This window comes from Paenibacillus sp. J22FR5 (assembly GCF_059691975.1).
In genome coordinates, this window is sequence record NZ_JCAUAN010000033.1 from 1 (window position 1) to 17,246 (window position 17,246).

The 17,246-nt window shown below is 46.9% G+C and carries 15 protein-coding genes and 1 pseudogene; all 16 read right to left on the minus strand.

Translation table 11 applies throughout. The features are described 5' to 3' along the window. Nucleotides 1–93: 93 nt before the first annotated feature. The 16 genes and pseudogenes from AC58P7_RS27750 to AC58P7_RS27825 all read right to left on the minus strand — a co-directional run bounded on the left by AC58P7_RS27750 (nt 94) and on the right by AC58P7_RS27825 (nt 17,124). Entirely contained in the window at nt 94–687 is a 594-nt protein-coding gene (locus AC58P7_RS27750) for a reverse transcriptase domain-containing protein (protein ID WP_497348803.1), read from the minus strand. 88 nt (nt 688–775) lie between these two features. Further along, entirely contained in the window at nt 776–1,000 is a 225-nt protein-coding gene (locus AC58P7_RS27755; RefSeq protein ID WP_497348805.1) for a hypothetical protein, read from the minus strand. A 337-nt stretch (nt 1,001–1,337) separates the two neighbouring features. After that, on the minus strand, nt 1,338–2,009 hold the full coding sequence (locus tag AC58P7_RS27760; protein WP_497348806.1) for an ABC transporter ATP-binding protein: 672 nt from the start codon (nt 2,007–2,009) through the stop codon (nt 1,338–1,340). 66 nt (nt 2,010–2,075) lie between these two features. Continuing rightward, nucleotides 2,076–2,600 carry an RNA polymerase sporulation sigma factor SigK gene (gene sigK, locus AC58P7_RS27765; RefSeq protein WP_497348808.1) on the minus strand — a complete coding sequence of 175 codons (525 nt, stop codon included), beginning with the start codon at nt 2,598–2,600 and terminating at the stop codon, nt 2,076–2,078. A 237-nt stretch (nt 2,601–2,837) separates the two neighbouring features. Then, on the minus strand, nt 2,838–4,190 hold the full coding sequence (locus AC58P7_RS27770; RefSeq protein ID WP_497348810.1) for a glycoside hydrolase family 2 TIM barrel-domain containing protein: 1,353 nt from the start codon (nt 4,188–4,190) through the stop codon (nt 2,838–2,840). Between the two features lie 81 nt (nt 4,191–4,271). Next, nucleotides 4,272–4,994: pseudogene (locus AC58P7_RS27775) on the minus strand (IS6 family transposase). A 152-nt stretch (nt 4,995–5,146) separates the two neighbouring features. Next, entirely contained in the window at nt 5,147–5,818 is a 672-nt protein-coding gene (locus tag AC58P7_RS27780; RefSeq protein WP_497346998.1) for an ABC transporter ATP-binding protein, read from the minus strand. A 64-nt stretch (nt 5,819–5,882) separates the two neighbouring features. Then, the gene (gene sigK, locus AC58P7_RS27785; RefSeq protein WP_497348811.1) at nt 5,883–6,431 is read right to left on the minus strand and encodes an RNA polymerase sporulation sigma factor SigK; all 549 of its coding nucleotides are present in this window, start codon (nt 6,429–6,431) and stop codon (nt 5,883–5,885) included. A 440-nt stretch (nt 6,432–6,871) separates the two neighbouring features. Further along, nucleotides 6,872–8,440, minus strand: a complete 1,569-nt coding sequence (gene pckA, locus AC58P7_RS27790) for a phosphoenolpyruvate carboxykinase (ATP) (protein ID WP_497348813.1) — start codon at nt 8,438–8,440, stop codon at nt 6,872–6,874. 134 nt (nt 8,441–8,574) lie between these two features. Next, complete coding sequence (gene solA, locus AC58P7_RS27795; protein ID WP_497348815.1) at nt 8,575–9,720, minus strand: N-methyl-L-tryptophan oxidase; 1,146 nt, start codon at nt 9,718–9,720, stop codon at nt 8,575–8,577. A gap of 26 nt (nt 9,721–9,746) precedes the next feature. Next, a complete protein-coding gene (locus AC58P7_RS27800) occupies nt 9,747–10,370 on the minus strand; it encodes a HutD/Ves family protein (RefSeq protein WP_497348817.1) in 624 nt (207 codons plus the stop codon). An 85-nt stretch (nt 10,371–10,455) separates the two neighbouring features. Further along, nucleotides 10,456–11,739, minus strand: coding sequence for an NAD(P)-dependent malic enzyme (locus AC58P7_RS27805; RefSeq protein ID WP_497348819.1), 1,284 nt, complete (start codon nt 11,737–11,739; stop codon nt 10,456–10,458). A 39-nt stretch (nt 11,740–11,778) separates the two neighbouring features. Beyond that, nucleotides 11,779–13,059 (minus strand): Glu/Leu/Phe/Val family dehydrogenase, encoded by a 1,281-nt coding sequence (locus AC58P7_RS27810; protein WP_497348821.1) that lies wholly within the window; start codon nt 13,057–13,059, stop codon nt 11,779–11,781. A gap of 38 nt (nt 13,060–13,097) precedes the next feature. Further along, complete coding sequence (gene hutI, locus AC58P7_RS27815) at nt 13,098–14,381, minus strand: imidazolonepropionase (protein ID WP_497348823.1); 1,284 nt, start codon at nt 14,379–14,381, stop codon at nt 13,098–13,100. 79 nt (nt 14,382–14,460) lie between these two features. Then, nucleotides 14,461–16,125 (minus strand): urocanate hydratase, encoded by a 1,665-nt coding sequence (gene hutU / locus AC58P7_RS27820; RefSeq protein ID WP_497348825.1) that lies wholly within the window; start codon nt 16,123–16,125, stop codon nt 14,461–14,463. Nucleotides 16,126–16,155: 30 nt separating this feature from the next. Further along, nucleotides 16,156–17,124, minus strand: a complete 969-nt coding sequence (locus AC58P7_RS27825; RefSeq protein ID WP_497348827.1) for an agmatinase family protein — start codon at nt 17,122–17,124, stop codon at nt 16,156–16,158. Nucleotides 17,125–17,246 lie beyond the last annotated feature (122 nt).

Below are 17,246 nucleotides of genomic sequence, written 5' to 3' on the forward strand. Positions count from 1 at the left end.
TATCGTTACCTTTACGTGTTCAAGACTCGATTCCGGGTAGGGCGGCTTTTCCCTTTGCCCGGGTGGGAATTACACCCACTGAAAGCACCCAGCTTACCTAGGCGCACCGAAATACCTCTCCAAGTCCATGTCCACCACATACTTGTACCCTGCCGCTACATTGCTTTGACTTTTCCTCATGGCATCGTGTGCACTTCGCCTCGGACGGAAGCCAAAACTGTTCTCTGAGAACTGTTTCTCATAGATCGGCATGAGCACCTGTGCTATTGCTTGTTGAACGACTCGGTCAACGACGGTTGGAATTCCCAGGTTTCTTTTCTTTCCGTTCTCCTTCGGTATTTCTACCCTTCGAACGGGACTCGGACGATATGTTCCGTCCAGAATCGATTGCCTGAGGGGTTCTCCGTTTTCTTTGAGATATTGTAGAAGTTCATCTACTTTCATCCCGTCAATCCCGTGAGCGCCTTTGTTCGCTTTGACCTTCTTGAACGCTTGGTTCATGTTGTCTCTGCCCACAATTTCCTCAAGCATTCCATTCCTCGACTTGCTTGCGTTGGTGTCGCCCGTTTCAGCTATCCTCTCAGGATCGTGCTCTCCCGCATATCCTTCGTGTTCCGCACTATCTTTCCGCATGGAGTCTTCCTTTGGAAGTTGGCTGCACTTTATTCCTGTATTGGTAACTTTCATTGACTAACACCTCCTAAGGTTCGGCCCTTCCTCGATGTTGTCGACTTCAACGAGTACTATGGCTTCTGCTGACTTCTCATGATAAATCTTATTTCAACCGTGGTTCGAAATTTATCTCTACACGTCCATGAGATCTCCCACGGTAAGACGATTCACTTTCCTTCCATGCACCCGCATCATTTACATTGGTATGTCTGTGTAGTTGATTGGACTTCGTCTTGTTTAGCAGACTCATCCCATGTCCAATGCCTGATGATATTCGTGTTCCTCGGGTCGGAATTTTGCCTCCAGCTTCCTTCAGATTCCATCTCACGATGGACACCCTTGCTCTTGGCTAGTGGTTGGTAACTACAAACCCCCACAGTGGACTTTCACCACCTAGTTAATCGCCATGCGTGGCACACTAAAAAAGTGGGTGTTCACAAAAGTGAACACCCACTAACGAACTTTATTTTCCACTAACGATCTTTATTTTCCTTGATCACCACTAATGATCTTTATTTTCCTTAATTAATGAAGATCATCACACGATTTTCACCTGACTTTTTCGTATGATACATTTATGCATCAAGAATAAACCCGCGCAATTTGAACGGGTTTAAAGTGTAATATCAATTTTGATGTTTAAATTTCACTAATGCATTCCGTACTCAATGCACCAGCCGTCCATCCCTAAACCGCACAACCCGCTTCGCCTGCTCCGCAACCTGCCGATCATGTGTAATCACAATAATCGTCCGTCCCTGCTCATTTAGTCGCCTGAAAATATCCATAATCTCCACGCCTGTCTTCGAATCCAACGCCCCAGTAGGCTCATCCGCTAAAATAATCGGCGGATCACCAGCCAGCGTCCTTGCAATCGCCACACGTTGCTGCTGCCCGCCAGACAGCTCCGAAGGGAAATGCTTCCGACGATCCAGCAGATCAACCGCTTCCAACGCCTGTAAGACCAGCGGCTCCCGCTGTTTTCTTGACAATCCCCGATAAATCAACGGTAACTCCACATTCTCATAAGCACTTAACCTTGGCAACAGGTTGAAACTCTGAAAAACAAAGCCGATCTTCTGATTCCGAATCTCGGCCAGTTGCGAATCCTTCATGCCGTGAATCTGCTTCCCATCGAGCACATACAGACCTTCATCCGAAACGTCCAAACAGCCGATGATATTCATCAGCGTGGACTTTCCGGAGCCCGATGGCCCCATGATAGCGACAAACTCCCCCTGCACGATGTCTAATGAAATGTCGTCTAGGGCGCGGATTGTCTCCCCGCCCATGTAATAAAATTTGCTAACATGCTCAATTTGAATTAAGGCTGTCATTGTCTTCGCCCCCCATTATTTGAAGCCAAATAAATGAAGAATACGATTCAATTCTTTTACCTTCTCTTACCGCTTCGCCTTATAAAATTCATGATAAAGCTTCATCAACGCCCGTTTCTCAATACGCGACACATACGAACGCGAAATACCCAGCTCTTTCGCAATCTCCCTCTGCGTCCGCTCTTCGCCGCCAAGCTCCAAACCAAACCGACCAACGACAACTTCCTTCTCCCGATCGTCTAAAATTTCCAAATTTCTGTAAATCTTCGACTTCTCAATCTTCAGCTGAACCGCATCCACCACATCGTCCGCCTCGCTGCCGAGAATGTCGATGAGCGTAATTTCGTTCCCCTCTTTGTCCGTTCCAATGGGATCATGCAAGGACACATCTTTCCGCGTTTTCTTTAAGGAGCGCAGATGCATCAGAATCTCATTCTCGATACATCGTGCCGCAAAAGTCGCCAGCTTTGTCCCTTTGTTTGGGGAGAAGGATTCGATAGCTTTGATCAAGCCGATCGTCCCTATCGATATCAAATCTTCCAAATCTTCTCCTGTATTGTCGAATTTTTTGAGGTTGTGGACACAAAGCAACGTAAATCCTGTTCACAATGCCCAGCAGCTCTTTCGATGTTGGAAGAACGGGGCTTACATATCGCTCATACAACGATCATGCGATGGGTTCATGAGTTTGAACCGGAAAAGACAAGCGAATTTGTCCCTATTTGAAGTCGAATAATGATTCCTTTCGGGCGCTTCACCACACAATCAATCGGAAAGGGCAGGTCGAATGTAACTACCATTCGTCTGCCCTCTCTGCAGTTGAATTCATTAATAAATTTTTCGCTGTGGAACAGGAACGATTTGCGCTTGCAGCGCCCCCGATCGAATTACCACCTCAGCAGTCATCCCCCCCTTCACCATCGCTATGCAGCGAATTGTTCCTGGCGTTCTGGTTGCCTGAATATACACTGCGCCTCTACCAGCTTCCAAGCTGAAGGGATTCTCACCAATCAATCTCGCTGGACCCTCGATATGGAATGAAACCGCATGATGAGCAAGTTGCAGCGTCTGACCCTTGCTGTCCTGCAAAGCAATTACCACTCGGGTGCAATCTGCACCGTCTGCGATAAGCTCAAGAACATTCGCCTGCAGGACCAAGTGATGTGGAATACCCACCGGAAACAGCTCATGTTCGGCTACTACGGCACCGCCGATTTTGCCAACAACCTTGAGACTCATTAGCAGACTCGAACCCCACTCCCACCAACTGCAGCCTGTGAACATAATCGGCGGATGGGGCAAGCTAGGGTAATTCACATAGTCAGGGCGCTCTGAGGCAATCTTAACCCCATTAATAAATAAGTCCGCTTCTTCACAATTCGTGAAAACAGGAACGACATCCCGAAAATCCTCATTAAAGGACGGGATCAAATAACGGGCAATAAACAAGACAGGCTGCTTGTTAGGCTCCTGCTGACTGCGGTAAAAATGTCCAGCAAACTTCGGCAATCGGAAAATATCACAGACGCCATGATAGCAAATCCGATCGCCGGAGCCGAAATCCTGATGCGTATTATAGTCGAACGCGCACCAACCAGCTGCCCCCGCAACATGAGGCACGCCATATTGCCCATTCTGAATATGAGCATGACCTAGGGCATGCTTGATTTGCCGTTCCACACTGTCATACGACTTCGTCGGATACATATGCCCCATATATTCGGTAATGAGATAAGGCGAATGGTTTGGCTGCAGGATCTTCCCTTCCCGATTGCGCGTGAAATCGTTGTACGTAAACACATCTTCCAGAAACTCGCTGCCATGTATGGCGCGCACGCCACCGGTAGCCCTTGATGGATCCAACTTGTGAGCAAGCGCATTCGTCCGCAAATAGAACTCGGTGTCGTCCTCAGACTCATTGATACGAACGCCCCACAAGAAGATCGAAGGGTGATTGCGATCACGCACGATCATTTCTTCTAGCTGATACAGCGCCTTGTTCTTCCAATCCGCATCGCCAATATATTGCCAGCCTGGCAGTTCCTCGAAGACGAGCAAGCCAATCTCATCACAGCGATCGAGGAACGAGGGATCCGCTGGATAATGAGAGGAGTGAACAAAATTCAGTCCTAACTCCTCTTTTAAAATATCCGCGTCTTTACGCTGTCCCCTCTCACACATGGCTCCGCCCAAATAGGGGAACATCGGTTCTGGTGCAAGGATTTAAAAAAGTTTGCAGTTACCCGACAAACTATACTTTGTCTATGCCACTAAACCAAATATCTTATTTAGCCATTCAACAGCAGTGAGGACAGTCGAATTATCATCGGCCTGCCCTTTCCTTATCATATGTAATGCCTCAATTCCCTTTAGCGTCTGATCCGCTGTAAGAAACGATTTGAAACCGAGATTTGGTTTTGTGATTTTCTTTATGAACCGGTGATCTTGCTCCACAATGTTGTTTAGATACTTTGTCTGTCTAATCAAGGTTTCTTTTGCTAAGGATTTCTCATTTATTAATTCTTGAATGGCAGGTGGATAGGCTGGATTTTTATCCAAGGTGATTACACGTGGGATTTGAGTATGTGGAGAGGACAAAGCCTTTGTAAAGAAGCGCTTAGCTGCCTGCATATCCCGATTTTCAGATAACATAAAATCAATGGTTTTTCCCATAGAATCAACGGCTCTGTATAAATACTTCCACTGACCTTTAACTTTGATGTAGGTTTCGTCAGTCCTCCACGAGTCGTTTGTAGGCTTCAAAAAAGGGCGGATTCGTTTGTCAATTTCGGGTCCAAATTCATGCACTCATCTCATGATCGTCGTATGGGAAATCCTTAATCCTCGATCACTCATCATTTCAACTATATCTCGATAACTTAAACTATATTTCAAATACCATCTCACCGTTAGTAAAATGATTGCAGATTCATATTGCTTCCATATAAATATATCCAATTTCGTTTCCAAAGCAAGTTGCTCCATCCCATGACTTCAATATCAATTACGTTATCATGAATTAGAGCTTTGCACCACAACCTCCCGAATAAATAGCTTTATCTCGCATCATTTCACATCAAAAAGCTCTACGAATTATCGTAAGGCTAACATTCAGTTACTATACACTCCATCACAATTTATTGCACTAATTTCCCATCCCGGAACCTAACAATCCGCTTCGCCTGCTCCGCAACCTGTCGGTCATGCGTAATCACAATAATCGTCCTGCCCTGCTCATTCAACCGTCTGAATATATCCATGATCTCAACACCGGTCTTCGAGTCCAGCGCCCCCGTTGGTTCATCCGCCAAAATAATTGGAGGATCACCCGCTAATGTTCGCGCAATCGCAACACGTTGCTGCTGCCCACCGGAAAGTTCGGAAGGGAAGTGCTTTCTGCGATCCAGCAAATCCACCGCCTCCAACGCTTGCAAGACAAGCGGCTCTCGCTGCTTTCTCGTCATACCGCGATAAATCAATGGCAATTCCACGTTCTCATATGCACTTAATCTCGGCAACAAGTTAAAGCTCTGAAAAACAAATCCGATCTTCCGATTCCGAATCTCGGCCAGCTGTGAATCCTTGAGGGAGTGTATCTGCTTCCCATCTAGGACATACAAGCCTTCGTCTGATACATCCAAACAACCGATGATGTTCATCAACGTGGACTTGCCAGAACCCGATGGTCCCATAATTGCGACAAATTCGCCCTGCGCGATATCCAGCGAAATGTCATCCAACGCCCGAATGGTTTCGCCACCCATATAGTAAAATTTACTAACATTCTCAATTTGGATTAAGGCTGTCATTTTCTTCGCCCCCCACTATTCGATGCCAAATAAATGAAGTCTGCGATTCATCAACTCGTCGACCTTACCGCTTCGCCTTATAAAACTCATGATAGAGCTTCATGAGCGCTCGCTTCTCAATCCGCGACACATACGACCGCGAAATCCCCAGCTCCTTCGCAATCTCCCGCTGCGTCCGCTCCTCCCCGCCGAGCTCCAGCCCAAACCGGCCAACGACGACTTCCTTCTCCCGATCGTCCAATATTTCCAAATTCCGATAGATTTTGCTCTTCTCGATTTTCAACTGCACCGCATCCACCACATCGTCCGCCTCGCTGCCGAGAATGTCGATCAACGTAATCTCGTTCCCCTCTTTATCCGTCCCAATTGGGTCATGCAAGGACACATCTTTCCGCGTTTTCTTCAAGGAGCGCAGATGCATCAGGATCTCATTTTCAATACAACGTGCAGCAAAAGTCGCCAGCTTTGTCCCTTTGTTTGGGGAGAAGGATTCGATAGCTTTGATCAGGCCGATCGTCCCTATCGAAATTAAATCTTCTAGATCTTCTCCTGTATTGTCGAATTTTTTGAGGTTGTGAACACGAAGCAACGTAAATTTCCTTGGAAAATTCATATTGACCGACTTACAATAATTAAGAGAGGCATTCCTGAACGAGAAATTGAAGTCCCAGGCTGCCGCTTTATGTTTTTAGTGAAAATTTCATCCTCAGACTTCTGTAATGTCACCACCGTCAACGTCTTGCCTTCGTTCCAAGACTTTAAAGTAGCTATTTTAAAACTCTAGAAAAAATGGATTCTATTAAGACAGTGATCGTTAATCTTGTATAGCATCCTCCTCCCGGATGCCAAAAATAATAAGCGTTCACCTTAAATAGTGAACGCCTAAATACTTCAAAATTTTATTGTCTTCCAACTTATTCTATTAGTAGATACCAGTGTAAGAAACCGGAAAACTCAAGGGTTTGCTGGTTTTTTCGTAAAAATAACTTATAAATAATGTGTTGAAGTGGACTCTTTGATCAAAAAGGCTGAATTACAAATAAATTTGTAAGTTCAATCCCTTTTACTTGGACCAGCAGTAATAATTTCTTTTTCCATATCGGAAAATTTCTCGAAGTTGCGAGTAAACCGTTCAGCCAACTCCCAAGCAGCCTTCTCATACGCTTTTTGATCCTGCCAAGTATGACGGGGAACAAGAACATTGCTTGGAACACCCTCTACGAAATCGGGACAGAGCACACCAAAGATCGGATCGGCAGTAAACGTCGCTTGCTCGATACTTCCATTCAAAGCAGCAGTTACCATCGCACGGGTGAAAGTTAAGTTCATCCTCTTTCCTAAACCGTAGGGACCGCCGGTCCACCCTGTATTAACCAAATAAACTTTAACTTGGTGCTCCTCAATTTTATTTCCCAATTGCCTTGCGTACACAGTTGGATGGAGCGGAAGGAAAGGCGCCCCAAAGCAAGTGGAAAATGTCGCCTCCGGTTCCGTTACTCCTCTTTCGGTACCTGCCAGCTTCGATGTATATCCTGACAAAAAGTGATACATCGCCTGTTCCTTCGTCAGCTTCGAAATAGGAGGCAGCACGCCGAAAGCATCAGCTGTTAGGAAAATGATGACGTTCGGATGACCCGCCTTCCCTGGGATGACTGCACCAGGAATTAAATCGATTGGATAAGCAGCTCGCGTATTTTCTGTCGTCCGAGTATCGTTATAATCCGCTCTGCCTGTCTCTGGATCCAGAACGACATTTTCTAAAACCGAACCATAACGAATAGCCTGCCAAATTTGAGGTTCCTTTTCTTCGGAGAGATTGGCACACTTGGCATAACATCCGCCTTCAAAGTTATAGACCCCTTGATCGGTCCAACCATGTTCATCGTCCCCAATCAAGCGGCGGTTTGTATCAGCGGAAAGCGTCGTTTTTCCTGTTCCGGATAACCCGAAGAATAAAGCAACATCGTCTTTCTCGCCCACATTAGCTGAACAATGCATCGGAAAAATGTCCCGGAAAGGGAGCAAATAATTCAGAACGCTAAAAATCGATTTTTTCATCTCTCCTGCATACTCAGTCCCTCCGATGAGAACCAATTTCCTTTCAAAGGAAAGGCAGATAAACGTCTCAGAGCGTGTTCCATCCACTTCCGGATCAGCTTTTAAGCCCGGCAGTGCGATCACGGTGAACTCCGCACTATGGGTTTGCAATTCTTCCTGTGTCGGACGAACAAAAAGCTGCCGTACAAATAAATTATGCCACGCATATTCATTCACGATGCGAATGGGTAACCTATACTCCGAATCCGCTCCGGCATAGCCATCGAATACGAACAAATCCTTATCCGACATATAGTCTTGCGCTTTTTGGTAGAGCCGCTCGAACTGAAGCTGTGAGATGGGTTGATTCACAGCCCCCCAATCTATGTGATCCATGACGGAAGGCTCTTGGACAATGAACTTGTCTTTGGGGGAACGTCCGGTATATTTTCCTGTGTTTACTTGTAAGGCTCCTGAGGAAGCAAGAACCCCTTCCTTCCGTTGTAATGCAATTTCGACCAGCTGAGATACAGGCAAATTGTTACTTACCATACCTATTTGTAACTGCTGCAACTTGGCTTCCATCCTCACCAATTCCCTTCGTTGTGTTATCCAAACATTACAGCTCTTTGTAGTTCGAGTCATAAGTAGTCATGCCTAATTGGATCCGAATGAGTCCCGTGAACAGCGATCGTTGCACATTCTACTCATCCTTCTAACTAAGACAATTCACCGGTCTTGAAGCGATTCATTGAAAATAACGAAATGTCATGCTCGCTTCTGCCAGTCGTAATAAGCTGGCATAAGATTTCGCCGACTACACTGCTGAATTTAAACCCGTGTCCGGAAAATCCAGCAGCAAAGGCGATATGCGGATACTCTGGATGTGCATCTATAATGAAATTTTCATCGGGAGTGAGTGTATACGTGCAGGTTTTTCCTTTGAGCAATTTCGTATTGGCGAGAGGCATAAACCGGTTTAAAAACATCCTTACGTCTTCTTCATCCTCCTGAAATACCCCAAACTCGGGAATGGCTTCATCCGGATTGATCCGAAGTCCCCCATCATGTCGTCCTACCTTAAGACCAGTGCCTTCCATGCTGGGAAAACCGTAATAATGTCCCAAGGAGGTTTCGAACGTAAACGCCGGAAATCGTTCCTCTCCGAATAAAAAGTCATCTGCTTCAAACCAGGCAAACGTTTTTCTTTTCGTTACAAGTGGAGGATGAATATTCATCAGAGAAAGCAGCTTGGAAGACCAAGCCCCTGCTGTAACGATTAGGGCGCGTCCTTGATAACTTTCATCGGCGGTTTGGATCTTCACCCCGGCTGAATCGATTGACAACCCCCGTACAGATGTATTTGTTACGATGTTAACTTGATGAAGCTCTAACTGCTCCCGATAAGCACGAATGCATTCCTCGCTCTTAAGCACACCTGATTCCGATTCGAAGCAGCCCACATAGTCTTCTGGGAGCGAAATCCCAGGCCATATCGTATGAATTTTACTGGAATCCACTGTTTGTAGCGGTAGTGAATAGGCTTCCGAGCTAGAAACAACTTGTTGTAAAAAGGTAGAATCACGAGTGCCTACATTCAGTACTCCGGTTTGGTAGAACAGTTTTCTACCCGACTCACGCTCCAGATCGAACCAAAGCTTTTGGGCTCTGAGGGCTAACGGGACATAGCTCGTCCCTTCTCCATAGGCATGCCGGATAATACGGGTGTCACCATGATGAGCCCCACGATCGTGCGGAGGGTTAAATGAATCCAATAGCAAAACGCTTTTCCCTGCAAGAGTCAAATAATAGCCTGCAGCCATCCCCATCGAACCGGCACCTACAATGATTACGTCATAGTTCATCCTTTCATCACTTCCTCCGAAAAAATTCAACTTGCAATACTGGCTCGAATGACATATGCTTCCGATTCATTACCAATATGGCTAATTCTAATATTCACCTTGTCCAATGAAGCTCGGCATGAGAATACGCAGAAGTCTCCTTTCTCTAACCAGAAACACTGAACTTCATTTATATGAACGCTTACTCGGCCGTCTGTACAATAAAAAGCTTCTGTCACTAATGGAAATTCCACATTATCCGTTTGACAATTGATCTCATGAGAACTTCCTTCTTTGATAAAAAAAGCTTCTAATTCTCCCCGGCATCCCGCCGCTGTGATGAGATTGAAGTCTGTTGCTTTCCCCATACTCCGGGTGACCCATCCTCCGCTGAAGCTCTCCTGCTCGTAGGGCTTTAACCGTACCTGATTTGATCCTTCATATTCGAGAATCACCTCTCCCTCTACAATCATAAGCTTTCTCCAAAACTCAGGAAGGCATGTAAACAATGACTGCTCATCTTCAATGCTGGCCGTGCTGATTCTCCATAGAAAATTTCGTTTATTATACTCCGCGTGCTCAGGATATATAGCTAGCTGCGTTGTCGTTCCACCTGACCAAGCGGACGTTATTTGCATTTGCTTTTTAATGACTTTGATCGAATAAGACATGTAAGTATCTCCTTGAATTTATTCTCTGACTAATGAAAAAAAGGACCTTGAAATACCAAGTCCCACGTAGAAGTCTGAACAACGCCTATACTTTCTCTGTCATATCAGCGTACCAAGAAAAATACGAGCCTACCGCATCGTTTTTGCGGATCAGTTTCTTTGTTCTATCCTTAACCTCCTCCGCATTCACGTATACGCTTGCGCACCCCGTATCCATGGCTGCTTGAGCAACGGCAGCAGCCACATTCGGTGCAATCATCGGCTCAAACGAATGTGGAATCACATAGTCCCGATTCAACTTATGAGCAGGAACCAAACCGGCAATGGCGTGCACAGCGGCTAATTTCATTGCCTCATTAATCTCACTGGCACGTACATCCAGGACGCCGCGAAAAATGCCCGGGAACGCTAATACGTTGTTGATTTGGTTAGGGAAATCGGAGCGACCTGTGCCCACGATCGCAGCTCCGGCGGCTTTCGCTTCCTCCGGCATAATCTCTGGCACCGGGTTCGCTAATGCAAATATGATGGAATCGCGATTCATGGAGCTGACCATTTCTTTCGTCAGCGCGCCAGCCGCAGAAACACCAATGAAAACATCGGCGCCTCTCACCGCATCAGCGAGCTTACCTGTTAGATTATCTTTATTCGTCATCAGTGCTATTTCCAGCTTGAATGGATTCATGCCTTCTTGTCTTGCTTCATGGATAATCCCCTTCGTATCGCATACGATGATATCCTTAGCACCCATATGGCCCAGAAGCTTCATGACCGCTATGCCTGCTGCACCTGCCCCATTAATAACCACACGAATTTGGTCCATCGTTTTGCCGACTAATTGGAGAGCATTGATTAATCCCGCCGTAATGACAATAGCTGTACCATGCTGGTCATCATGGAAAACAGGAATAGCGCATTCCTTTTTCAATCTCTCTTCAATTTCAAAACAATCCGGGGCTGCGATGTCTTCTAAATTAATTCCGCCGAATGAAGGTGAAAGCTGCTTGACCGTCTCAATAACTTTCTCTTTATCCTTGGTATCTAAACAGATCGGAATCGCATCGACGCCGGCAAATACTTTGAAAAGCAAAGCTTTTCCTTCCATCACCGGCAAAGCTGCATGCGGACCGATATTTCCCAAACCGAGCACAGCCGTTCCATTCGTAACGACGGCAACCAGGTTTCCTTTCATCGTATAATCATATACTTTATCTTCTTCAATAAAAATTTCTTTACAAGGCTCTGCAACTCCCGGAGAGTAAGCAAGGCTCAAATCACGGACAGTGCCTACCGGAACCTTGGCAATAACCTCAAGCTTTCCGGTATACTTTTTATGCATGTGAAGAGCATCTTCACGTAAATTGTTCATGATTCATCACCTTCCAAGACATTTTGATCAGAGCATACATTAGATCCAGCCGCGCCATTTTATGGCTTCGACCATCCGCTTTAAACCAACAATATAGGCCGCCAATCTCATGTCAACTTGCTTCTCCAAGGATAACTGATAGACGTTGTAAAACGATTTTTTCAATATTAGTTGAAGCTTTTCACTTACTTCTTCTTCATTCCAATAATATCCTTGATTGTTTTGGACCCATTCAAAGTAAGATACAATTACCCCGCCCGAGCTGGCAAGCACGTCTGGAACGATCAAAACGCCTTTATTGGTCAAAATTTCAGTAGCCTTCAAAGTCGTCGGTCCGTTGGCCGCTTCCACCAAAATCTTCGCCTTTATGTCATGCGCATTGTCTTCTGTGATCTGGTTTTCAATCGCAGCCGGCACTAAGATATCACAATCTTGGATTAACAGCTCTTGGTTCGAGATCGCATTCGGGAACAAATTCGTCACCGTTCCGAAAGAATCCCGTCGATCTAATAAATACTGCACGTCCAAGCCTTCAGGATCGTAAAGAGCCCCTTGAGCATCCGAAATGCCTACCACTTTAGCTCCAGCCTCGTGAAGGAATTGAGCAAGAAAGCTGCCTGCATTGCCAAAGCCTTGGATAATGACTCGCGCGCCCTCAATCGGAATCCCTGCGACATGAGCCGCTTCTCTTAGCAACAGCACCACGCCCATGGCGGTAGACGATTCTCTTCCAATCGATCCGCCCAAGACGAGCGGCTTGCCGGTAATAAAACCTGGCGAATCGAATTCCCGAATCCGGCTGTATTCATCCATCATCCACGCCATGATTTGTGAATTCGTGAACACGTCCGGCGCCGGAATATCCTTGGTCGGCCCGACAAGTTGGCTGATTGCCCTTACGTAACCACGGCTTAATCGTTCCAGCTCGCCGAAGGATAGCGTGCGCGGATCGCACTGGATCCCGCCTTTGCCTCCGCCATAAGGTAGATCCGCAATACCGCATTTAATGGTCATCCACATGGAAAGAGCCTTCACTTCGTCTTCGGTGACCCCAGGATGAAAGCGAATCCCACCCTTGGTCGGTCCGACCGCATCATTATGCTGCGCACGGTACCCTGTGAAGACCTTTACCGAACCGTCGTCCATTTTCACAGGAATGCGTACGGTTAACAACCGAAGCGGTTCCTTTAGCAATTCATATAAGGATTCCGCGCATCCCATTTTATCGAGAGCAGCTTGGATTACAAGCTGCGTTCTACTCAAAACATTCAAGCTTTCCGCTTGCAAAGGCTTCTCTTTTACTTCCGTCGGAGCTTCCATGATGATCCCCCTCGAGTCTTCGTACAGAATGTAACCATTTAATGAATCCGTTTGCCATCCGAAACTACCATTTTGCCTTGCTTGAATACGGAATGAACATGGTTGATCCCAAAGTGATAAGGCAGATAGGCCAAGTTATCCGCATTGAAAATAACCAAATCCGCCTGTTTGCCCGCTTCCAAACTGCCTATTTTATCCGCTTTTCCGATCGCGTGAGCCGCATTAATAGTCACTCCCGTCAGAACTTCCTCCGGCGACATCCCTAAGTTCAGACAGCCCAGTGTCATGACAAGCTGTATGGATTCCGTTGGCGAACTTCCCGGATTATAATCCGTGGACAATGCTACAGGGAGTCCTATTTCAATCATCCTACGCGCACGGGCGTGATGCTTCAGCCTTAAATTAAAGGAGGTAGCTGGCAGACAGACAGCAATGACGCCAGCGCGCTGCATCGCTTCTAATCCTTCATCTGATGCGGCAATCAAATGTTCGGCAGATGTGCAACCCAGTTTCCCGGCTAGCTGCGCGCCGCCCATCGGCTCGATTTCGTCCGCATGAATTTTCAATCCGAAGCCCATCACTTTTGCCTCCAACAGGATTTGCTCCGATTCTTCTACGGAAAATACGCCGTGCTCACAAAACACATCGCAAAATTCAGCAAGTCCCTGACGTTTCACTTCGGGGAGCATTTCTTCAATGATAAGCTGAACGAATTCTTGTGACCGGCCCTTATATTCTTCCGGCACCATATGAGCACCCATGAACGTAGACACCAGATCAACCGGATGTTCCTGATTTAGTTTGCGAGTGACCCGCAGCTGCTTAAGCTCATCCTCCAGAGTTAGACCATATCCGCTCTTGGCTTCTGCTGTGGTAACCCCATATGAAAGCATCGTATCCAAGCTTTTTTTAGCCTTTACGTACAGCTCTTCTTCCGAAGCCTGACGGGTTGAACGGACTGTGCTGAGAATCCCGCCGCCTTGAGCTAAAATTTCTAAATAAGAAGCTCCCTTCAGCTTTAAGGCTAATTCATTCTCACGGGAGCCGCCGTGAACCAAATGCGTATGAGGGTCAATAAGTCCAGGGGTAACAAGCTTACCCTCTGCATCATATTTATGAGTTACCGGCCGTTCACCGATTTGAGCCAAAACAACTTCTTCCGTTCCAACTGCAACAATGATACCGTCTGTGATTGCCACAGCTCCCCTGCGAACCGCCGCAACCTCTGACATTTCATCGCCTCGGCGCGGTTCCTGAGTTCCTTGCATCGTGATCAGCGTACCAATGTTATGGATCAGCAGGTCAATCCGATTGTTCTCCATCGTTTCTCCCCCTCGAAATACAGCAAGCCCGATCGGGCTTGCTGCGAGTTATCTTCATTCTTTTGTATATTCAGAAACTTTAGATACCCATCATCGGTACGCGAACGCCGCGTTCCTTCGCCGTTTGAATGGCAATGTCATAGCCGGCATCGGCGTGACGGATGACGCCCATTCCAGGGTCCGTGTTCAAGACGCGCGCTAATCTTTCATCCGCTTCTTTGGAACCGTCCGCAACGACAACCATACCTGCGTGCAGGGAGTAACCCATGCCTACGCCGCCGCCATGATGGACGGAAACCCAGCTCGCACCGGATGCTGTATTCACAAGCGCATTCAAGATGGCCCAGTCGCCAACTACATCGCTGCCGTCCTTCATGGACTCGGTTTCACGGTTAGGCGAAGCTACGGAACCGCAATCCAGGTGATCACGTCCGATAACGATCGGCGCGGATAATTCTCCATTGCGTACCATTTCGTTAATCGCCAGACCCATCTTAGCACGTTCTCCGTAACCCAACCAGCAAATACGAGCAGGCAAACCTTGAAACGCGACTTTTTCTCTGGCCAATTCGATCCATTTACGCAGATGCGCATTTTCTGGGAATAGCTTCAAAGCAAGCTCATCCGTTTTATAAATATCCTCTGGATTACCAGACAATGCTGCCCAACGGAACGGTCCCTTCCCTTCGCAGAAGAGCGGACGAATGTAAGCCGGAACAAATCCAGGGAAATTAAAGGCATCCTTAACCCCTTCATCAAGAGCCACTTGACGGATATTGTTGCCGTAATCAAATACAGTTGACCCAAGTTTTTGAAGATCAAGCATCGCCTGCACATGGGCAGCCATCGACTTTTTGGAAAGCTTCACATACTGCGTCGGATCGTTTTTACGCAAGTCAGCCGCAGCTTCCAATGAATAGCCGACCGGCACATAGCCGTTAAGCGGATCGTGAGCCGAGGTTTGATCGGTAACGAAATCAGGCACAATTCCTCGATTTACAAATTCCGCGAACACCTCTGCTGCGTTTCCTACTAGCCCAATAGCGAGCGCTTTGCCCTCAGCTTTCGCTTCGTTCGCAAGCTTCAACGCTTCATCCAGATCGTAAACCATGACGTCGCAATAACGCGTATCAATTCTTCGTTGAATACGAGTTGGATCTACGTCTACTCCGATAACTACGCCATCGTTCATCGTCACAGCGAGAGGTTGAGCGCCACCCATACCGCCAAGTCCAGCCGTTAATGTCAGGGTACCTCTTAAAGTGCCTCCCGAATGCTGTCTAGCTGCCTCAGCGAAGGTCTCATATGTTCCTTGTAAAATGCCTTGCGTTCCGATATAAATCCAGCTGCCAGCTGTCATTTGACCATACATCATAAGTCCCTGTTTATCGAGTTCATGGAAAGTCTCCCAATTGGCATAGGCCGGAACAATAACCGAGTTGGAGATGAGAACCCGCGGCGCATGAGAATGCGTTCTGAACACCCCAACCGGTTTCCCGGATTGTACTAGCAGCGTTTCATCCGCCTCCAAATTCGTTAAACATTCTACGATCTTGTCATAAGATTCCCAATTCCGTGCAGCCTTGCCGATTCCGCCATAGACGACGAGATCTTCCGGACGTTCTGCTACATCAGGGTCTAGATTATTCATCAACATACGCAGGACAGCTTCCTGCTGCCAGCCTTTTGCCGTTAACTTCGTTCCGTGTGCTGCTCGAATAGTACGTTTAATTGTTTGTTCCATGAATAGTCACTCCTCTATGTTGTGTTCAATTTAATTTCGTTTCAAATATCCCGTCAAGAAAGTTAAGATGACATGCAATGCGGTCCTAACCGTCGCTCTGCGGGGATCTTGCATGGGATCTACACAAACAATATCAAAGCCTCGTACCTTAGGATGCTGTCCTAATAAGAATACGGCTTCCAACAACTGCCAAGATGTCATGCCGGCTGGAACGAGCGCTGGCACGCCAGGTGCATAAGCTTGATCCAGTACATCCATGTCAACGGTTACATAAATAGCATCCGTCCCGTCAGCAGCAACCTCCAGCGCCTTTTCTACCAAAGCGTCGATTCCTTCTTTGGCAACCTGACGCGCCGTATATTGGGTAATTCCTTGCGCCATGGCATATTCATGATATTCTCTTGAATTGGCGAAGCTGTGAAGTCCGATTTGCGCAATATGGCGGCCTTCAACCGTCCCCGATTCAATCAACCCGCGGATTGGCGTTCCATTGGAAGGACCTCCGTCCTCCAGATTCCGGACATCCATGTGGGAGTCAAGCTGAACGATGCCTACCTTTCCACCGACATGGTGCTTAAACGCTTTCACAGAGGGGCAAGTAATGGAATGATCGCCGCCAGCAATAATCGGGAACAAATGAGGCATTGCTGCATAAATGTTCTTCATCCCTTGTTCGATATTGGCATGACAGCGCAGCAGATCCGTCACATGCATCTGAATATCACCAAGATCACGTGCTTGTAATTCCTGCAAATCGACACCGTGGTCGATACTGTACGTCGTGACATTTGCAAATAATTCCCGTAATGCATTCGGTGTCATCGAAGCGCCTGAAATACTGATTGACGTCTTAGAAAGTGGAACGCCGATGAAACCAATGTGGACGTCTTCTACGCCTTCCCAAGGGGTCAACCACTGTGAAACCTTGGTCTCAAATCGATCCCGCCAGTTGGAGTGTCGCACGATTTCTGGCTGATTCAGCAGTTCAATTTGTCTCAAAGCTACTTCCCTCCTGTAGGTAGATGATACAAAGTTTGTTTGTTTCTATGACTCCATCATACTTAAAAAAATGGTATCTGAATCTAGTCGAATTTGCTGAAAGGTAGCACGATATTACGGTT

Excerpts from the sequence above, each read along its gene's own strand:
- AC58P7_RS27780 (WP_497346998.1), bottom strand. The coding sequence starts at position 5,818 with ATGACAGCCTTAATCCAAATTGAGAATGTTAGTAAATTTTACTATATG.
- AC58P7_RS27805 (WP_497348819.1), bottom strand. The coding sequence starts at position 11,739 with ATGAACAATTTACGTGAAGATGCTCTTCACATGCATAAAAAGTATACC.
- solA (WP_497348815.1), bottom strand. The coding sequence starts at position 9,720 with ATGAACTATGACGTAATCATTGTAGGTGCCGGTTCGATGGGGATGGCT.
- AC58P7_RS27770 (WP_497348810.1), bottom strand. The coding sequence starts at position 4,190 with ATGTGTGAGAGGGGACAGCGTAAAGACGCGGATATTTTAAAAGAGGAG.
- pckA (WP_497348813.1), bottom strand. The coding sequence starts at position 8,440 with ATGGAAGCCAAGTTGCAGCAGTTACAAATAGGTATGGTAAGTAACAAT.
- AC58P7_RS27800 (WP_497348817.1), bottom strand. The coding sequence starts at position 10,370 with ATGTCTTATTCGATCAAAGTCATTAAAAAGCAAATGCAAATAACGTCC.
- AC58P7_RS27760 (WP_497348806.1), bottom strand. The coding sequence starts at position 2,009 with ATGACAGCCTTAATTCAAATTGAGCATGTTAGCAAATTTTATTACATG.
- hutI (WP_497348823.1), bottom strand. The coding sequence starts at position 14,381 with ATGGAGAACAATCGGATTGACCTGCTGATCCATAACATTGGTACGCTG.
- hutU (WP_497348825.1), bottom strand. The coding sequence starts at position 16,125 with ATGGAACAAACAATTAAACGTACTATTCGAGCAGCACACGGAACGAAG.
- sigK (WP_497348811.1), bottom strand. The coding sequence starts at position 6,431 with ATGAATTTTCCAAGGAAATTTACGTTGCTTCGTGTTCACAACCTCAAA.
- AC58P7_RS27810 (WP_497348821.1), bottom strand. The coding sequence starts at position 13,059 with ATGGAAGCTCCGACGGAAGTAAAAGAGAAGCCTTTGCAAGCGGAAAGC.
- AC58P7_RS27750 (WP_497348803.1), bottom strand. The coding sequence starts at position 687 with ATGAAAGTTACCAATACAGGAATAAAGTGCAGCCAACTTCCAAAGGAA.